General features: G+C 52.3%; 5 protein-coding genes. 4 read left to right on the plus strand and 1 reads right to left on the minus strand.

Features of this window, described 5'->3' with window-relative positions; translation table 11 throughout:
- Positions 1-16: 16 nt before the first annotated feature.
- From ABLA33_RS03895 to gldN, 4 genes are all read left to right on the plus strand, one after another.
- Positions 17-1483 carry an SUMF1/EgtB/PvdO family nonheme iron enzyme gene (locus ABLA33_RS03895; RefSeq protein ID WP_311490253.1) on the plus strand — a complete coding sequence of 489 codons (1467 nt, stop codon included), beginning with the start codon at positions 17-19 and terminating at the stop codon, positions 1481-1483.
- Positions 1484-1538: 55 nt separating this feature from the next.
- A complete protein-coding gene (gene gldL / locus ABLA33_RS03900) occupies positions 1539-2441 on the plus strand; it encodes a gliding motility protein GldL (RefSeq protein ID WP_347719317.1) in 903 nt (300 codons plus the stop codon).
- 162 nt (positions 2442-2603) lie between these two features.
- Positions 2604-4166, plus strand: a complete 1563-nt coding sequence (gldM, locus tag ABLA33_RS03905) for a gliding motility protein GldM (protein WP_347719318.1) — start codon at positions 2604-2606, stop codon at positions 4164-4166.
- 20 nt (positions 4167-4186) lie between these two features.
- On the plus strand, positions 4187-5245 hold the full coding sequence (gene gldN, locus ABLA33_RS03910; RefSeq protein ID WP_347719319.1) for a gliding motility protein GldN: 1059 nt from the start codon (positions 4187-4189) through the stop codon (positions 5243-5245).
- Positions 5246-5534: 289 nt separating this feature from the next.
- Here gldN and tnpA read toward each other — a convergent pair whose 3' ends face one another.
- Positions 5535-5990 (minus strand): IS200/IS605 family transposase, encoded by a 456-nt coding sequence (gene tnpA / locus ABLA33_RS03915; protein WP_347719320.1) that lies wholly within the window; start codon positions 5988-5990, stop codon positions 5535-5537.
- Positions 5991-6222: the final 232 nt, after the last annotated feature.

The following is a 6222-nucleotide window of genomic DNA, read 5'->3' on the forward strand; positions in this document are numbered from 1 at the left end:
AATATAGAAAACAAACATGATACAAAAACTTTTTACAATACTCGCTTCCGCCTGCGTTGCCATGACGCTGGTTTCCTGTTTCGGCAGCAACAGAGCCATGAATAGCGGCGGAGAAGTAACAAGTTCACGCGGCACAACCGTGAGTGAGCCCACTCCCTACGGCATGGTAGAGATTAAGCGCGGTCACCTGCGTACGGGTATCGAAAAAAACGACACGCTCTGGGGCAAAGAGATTCCAGCGCGCGACATCTCTGTTGACGGCTTCTGGATGGACCAAACGGAAGTGACCAACTCCATGTACCGCCAGTTTGTCACATGGGTACGCGATTCCATCTTCCGCGAACGCCTCGCTGATCCCTCTTTTGGTGGTGATGACTCCTATAAAATCACAGAGAACAAGAATGGCGATCCTGTGAAGCCCCATCTCAACTGGGCAAAAGCTCTGCCCAAAAAGATGGACGAAGACCAGCAGCGAGCTTACGAGAGTCTCTACTTCACCAACCCCATTGATGGGACGAAGATGATCGACTTCCGCCAGCTCAACTACCGCTATGAAATCTACGACTACGAAAAGGCAGCACTCCGCAAGTACCGCCTCAACCCCGAAGAACGCGATCTGAACACCGACCACACCGTTGACCCAGACGAGGTAGTAATGATCAGCAAGGACACGGCCTATGTGGACGAGAACGGGAAAATTGTGCGCGAAACTATCGAGCGTCCATTGAGTGGCCCGTGGGACTTCCTCAACACTTATATAGTGAACGTATATCCCGACACAACTTGCTGGGTGAACGACTTTACGAACGCCAACAATGAGATTTACATGAAGAACTATTGGTCCTCACCGGCCTACAACGACTACCCTGTTGTTGGTGTGACGTGGGAACAAGCCAATGCGTTCTGTGCTTGGCGCACGCAATATCTCCTCAAAGGTCTTGGCCCTCAGGCACGCTACATTCAGCGCTATCGTCTGCCGACGGAAATCGAATGGGAATACGCTGCACGCGGTAAGGAACAGAATCCTTTCCCTTGGACGCCAGCCGAAGACGATAACAATACAAAAACAAACAAGAAAGGTTGCTACTACGCCAACTTTAAACCTGATGAGGGCGACTATACCGATGATGGTAATCTCGTGACAAGCCAGGTGGGCACTTATGGTGCCAACTCCAACGGCTTGTTCGACATGGCGGGCAATGTGGCCGAATGGACAAGCACAACCTACACCAGTGCGGGCGTAAAAGCCATGGCCGACATCAACCCTGAGCTGTCTTACAATGCCGCAAAGGAAGACCCCTACGCCCTTAAGCGCAAGAGCGTTCGTGGCGGTTCATGGAAAGACCCCTTGAGCCTGATTCGCTCCGCATGGCGCACCTACGAATATCAGAACCACCCGCGCTCCTTCATAGGCTTCCGCTGCGTTCGCAGTTTGGCAGGCACTCGCACGGGTAAACTTCCCCGAGTTGGAAAGAAAAACTAAGGTGGTGATCTCCTACCATCTACCTACACATACGATAATTTAGTACAGCAAAACAATGTCTAAAATAAATTTCATCATCCGCCTGCAACACTGGATGGACAGTGTTCCCGGTCAGACATTCCTCAACTACGCATATAGCTGGGGCGCTTCCATCGTTATCCTTGGTGCGCTCTTCAAACTGACCCACCTTCCGGGCGGCAACATGATGTTGTTCGTCGGTATGGGCACAGAGGTCGTCGTGTTCTTCTTGAGCGCCTTCGACCGTCCTTTCGACAAACAAGAGATTGGTAAAGAACTCCCCAAGAACTACCTCACCGACGAAGAGATTGAAGCACGGATGAATGAGGACGAAGAGGAGGAAGAGGCTCCCGAAACCTCCACTTCAACAGAAACCATTACTCCGACAACAGTGCAACCAGCAACCGCCTATCAGCCTGCAGCAGCTTTTGCTCAACCCGCAAGTGCTCCAGTTCAGCAAGTAGCTGTGGCCACTCAGTCGCAAGCTGGCAATGCTCCCACCGAAGGCATTAGCATTCCGCACGATGCAGATGCAGAACAGTTGGCAAGCATCATCCGTTTGGCCAATGATGAATTGCTCCACCGCGCGCAAGCTGTGCTCTCTCCCGAAATGGAGGAAGCCACAAAAGTGTATATTGACAAACTCAACACGCTCAACGAAACATTGGCGAGAGTGGACGAACAGAATCTCAAACTCACCCGCGACAGCGAAGAGATGGAGAACCTCAACCGCACTCTTACAGGCATCAACAAGGTTTATGAGCTACACCTCAAGAGCATCTCTCTGCAAGTGGGCACGATTGACGACATCAACAATCAAACCAAAATCTTGGCGGAGCAAATCCAACGCCTCAACCAAGTGTATGGTCGCATGATTGACGCCCTCACCGTCAACGTTGTGCGCAACGGAGGCAGTGTAGACCAAGCCCCGCAGCAATAATCGCATTAGCACATTCCCCCATTAGCACATTAGCATATTCTCATTCTGCATTAGCACATTAAAAAGCGGCCCTCGCTGCTCCTCATTAGCACATTCCCTCATTAGCACATTAGCACATTAAAAAAAGCGGCATTAGCCGCTCCGCATTAGCACATTATTATAATGTCCAGCACTATCAAAAAAAGACCGGTTTCCCCACGTCAGAAGATGATCAACCTGATGTATGTCCTCCTCTTGGCCATGCTCGCATTGAACGTCTCCTCCGACGTGCTCAAAGGTTTCCGCCTCGTAGGCGACAGCCTGCAGCGCACCACAACCAACGCCGACAAGGAAAACCGCGACATATACGACGACTTCGCCGCTCAGATGAAGCTCAACCCCGAGAAGATTAAGCCCTGGTACGACAAAGCACTCAGCGTGCGCAAGATGTCTGATGGACTCTACAACTTCGCCGAAAAAATGAAATGGGCCATCGCTCGAGAAGCCGACGGAGCTGAAGGAAAGCCCGACGCCCTTAGAAATCAAGAGGACTTGGAGGCCGCCAGCCGCGTTATGCTTGCGCCAGTCAATGGGAAAGGTAAGCAACTTTTCGAGGGCATCAATGCCTACCGCGACTTCATCCTACAATTCATCACCGACCAGCGCCAACGCGCCATTATCTCCTCCGACCTCAGCACCGCGGTACCCAAAAACGACAACACGCTATTGGGCAAAAACTGGCAGCAGTATATGTTCGAGGACATGCCCGCTATAGCCGCCATCACGATGCTCTCAAAGCTCCAGAGCGATATTCGAAAGGCCGAGAATCAAGTGCTCCACACGCTCCGCGCCAATATCGACCTCAAAGACATTCGTGTAAACGAACTCAACGCTTATGTAGCAGCAGAGCGCACCACGCTCATGCCTGGTGAAGTCTTCAACAGCAAAATTTTCATGGCTGCTGTCGATACGACACAACGCCCGCAGATTTTCGTCAACGGGCGACAGATAAGCTCCTCTGGCTCTTATAGCTTCACCGCTGGAGCACCCGGCGAGTATAGCTTCTCCGGCTACATCCTCATGCCCAATGCCGCGGGCGACATCATACGCCGCAACTTCACCCAGAAGTACAACGTCATTGCGCCCCCCTCCGGAGCCACCGTAGCGGCCGACTTGATGAACGTGCTCTACGCCGGATTCAACAACCCCGTTAGCGTAAGTGCCAGCGGCATTAGTAGCGACAAGGTCCACTTGAGCATGAAGGGCGGTAGCCTCACGGCACAAGGCAAGGGCAAGTACATAGCACGCCCCGCCGCTGTGGGACAGGACGTCACCTTCACTGTGACGGGCGAGGTCAACGGCAAGCAAACCACCATGGGTTCTTACACCTTCAAAGTGCGCCGCCTACCCGACCCCACCGCCTATCTCGCCTTGGGCGACACCCGCTTCAAAGGCGGTCGCCTTACGAAAGGCGCCATCCTCAACGCTGGAGGCCTCAATGCAGCTATCGACGATGGACTGCTCGATATCGAATTCCGCGTGCAGAGCTTCGAATGCGTCTTCGCAGGCCGTATGGGCGAACTTCGCGTAGAACGCTCCGCAGGCTCACGCTTCTCCGAGAATCAGCGTGAACTCATGCGCCAGTTGCGCAACGGCAGTCGCTTCTACATTCGCGGCGTGGTTGCTACCGGCCCCGATGGCACCACGCGCACACTTCCGCAAGCACTGGAAGTCATCATCAACTAACTCTCCGAAAACATAAGTATATGAAACGAATCATATTGTTCATCGCCGTCCTGATGGGGCTCACTGCCTCCGCTCAGCCTCCCAAGCGTCAGGCTGAAGCAGCCGCCCAGCAGCAACAGCGCACCCAGAACGCTCCGCGCGGCGTGTCCTATCGCGACTTCCCCGTGGCTGCTGAAATGCCCACCGACGTTAGTTGGCGCCGCGACATCTATCGCCGCCTCAACCTCAAGCAGGACAGAAACGCTTCGCTCTACTATCCCATCACGCCGCAGGAAGGACGCGTCAATCTCTTCACGTATCTGATGAAGCTCATCTTGCGCCAACAAGTGACGGCTTATGCTTACAACGTAGCAACGGGAAATGAGGACTTCAGCCGTTCCAACGCCATCTCGGCAAAGAAAATTATGGACGATCACTCCATATACTATACCGTGACGGATGGACGGATGCGCGTGGACGATGCCGATCTCTCGCTAACCGATGTGACACGCTACTACATCAAGGAGAGCGTCTACTACGACCAACACACCGCCACTTTCCACACGCAAGTGACAGCGCTTTGCCCCGTCCTCGTGCGCGGCGATGCCGACTTCGGCGGCGAGGAAACGGAATATCCACTTTTCTGGGTGAAATACAGCGATGCAGCCCCTTATTTGGGCAAACTGATGCTCATGGAGAGTTCGCTGAACAATGCCTCCACCATTTCCGCCGACGACTATTTCACGATGAACCGCTATGCGGGCGACATCTATAAAGTGGTGAATCTCCAAGACCGACTTTTGGCCGAAACAGCCCGCACGGATACCGCTCTGAAAGCTGCTCAGAACAAAATCGAGCAGGAACTCACGGCTTTCCACAACCATGTATGGGCTGGCGACAGCGTGAAGCAAGACACTACCCAAACTGACTCCCTCGCCACCGAAGCCACAAAGCCAACATCTGGCCGCCGCGGCCTTCTCTCTCGCAGCTCTTCTGGCACCAGCCACCGCAGCTCCAACGTGAGCCGCCGCACCCCGCGCCGCACAGCAGGTCCGTCCACTGGCAACGCCACCTTCTCCGTTCGCCGCGAACGCCACTAAAATAATAGCAAGCAAGGAGACTCCGCGTCTCTTAAAAATATACCTCCCGATAGCCCACGCCATCGGGAGTTTTTTTGAAAGCGTGGAGGGGGTAACTCAGACGTGCAGAAGCGGGCAGAGGTAGGCTGCTGTGCGACACCGCCGGTGTCGGAGAATTGCGCTGTCGTCTGTCCACGGGTTCGCCCTTCGGGCGTCACCCGCGGTTAAGCATGGGGTGTCCCCGCCGGGGACAGTGGGTGATAACGTAGAGAGAGTTAGTGCGTAGAGACTCCCTTCTGTCACTACTAAACTAAAGGTTTGAGAACAAATACTTTTCTTTATACTCGATACCTGATTGAAGTAGCATCTCTCGTATTTCATCTGACAACGAACAATGCTTATGATGATCTTTTTGATTCTTGATATAGTTAACTATTTTATCTTTCTCATGCTCACCATACGTCACACCAAAGTAACCTTCTGACCACTTTGAAAAATGAGGGAATAAGTCATGGTGTGACAGCAGATAGTTGTGTGTAGCAATTTTCAAACTACGCATAAAATCAGACAAAGATACAGAAGCCGGAATCTCAAGAAACATGTGGATATGATCTGGCATGCCATTGATACGATAGAGAACACCTTTCTTTCCACGTACATACCCCCAAATAAAGCGATATAAATCATTTTCATGTTCTGGAGTAAGAACTCTCTCACTATTATATGGACGTATGACGATATGAAAAAGTAGACGAGTATAGCTCATAGTTTTAGGATTTGCACAAGAATATTATGATTGCAGACAAATATTATACAATCTTTTTTCTTTTATAAAAGAATAGGAATTAGAAGAAATAAGCAGAGAATAGCCACTCCCGCCTTTGGTTCGGCCGCAGCAGCACAGAATAACGCCCTCATCCGCATCCATACAAAGCCGCCTCCGGCGGAGGCGCACTATGCTTAACCGCGGGTGATACCCGAGCAAAGCGAGGGGGAAC

It is taken from the genome of uncultured Alloprevotella sp. (assembly GCF_963536905.1).
In the GTDB taxonomy this organism is placed as follows: Bacteria; Bacteroidota; Bacteroidia; order Bacteroidales; family Bacteroidaceae; genus Alloprevotella.

Bases quoted from the DNA above. Each gene is read 5' to 3' on its own strand.
- ABLA33_RS03895 (WP_311490253.1), top strand. From the start codon at position 17: ATGATACAAAAACTTTTTACAATACTCGCTTCCGCCTGCGTTGCCATG.
- gldL (WP_347719317.1), top strand. From the start codon at position 1,539: ATGTCTAAAATAAATTTCATCATCCGCCTGCAACACTGGATGGACAGT.
- gldM (WP_347719318.1), top strand. From the start codon at position 2,604: ATGTCCAGCACTATCAAAAAAAGACCGGTTTCCCCACGTCAGAAGATG.
- gldN (WP_347719319.1), top strand. From the start codon at position 4,187: ATGAAACGAATCATATTGTTCATCGCCGTCCTGATGGGGCTCACTGCC.
- tnpA (WP_347719320.1), bottom strand. From the start codon at position 5,990: ATGAGCTATACTCGTCTACTTTTTCATATCGTCATACGTCCATATAAT.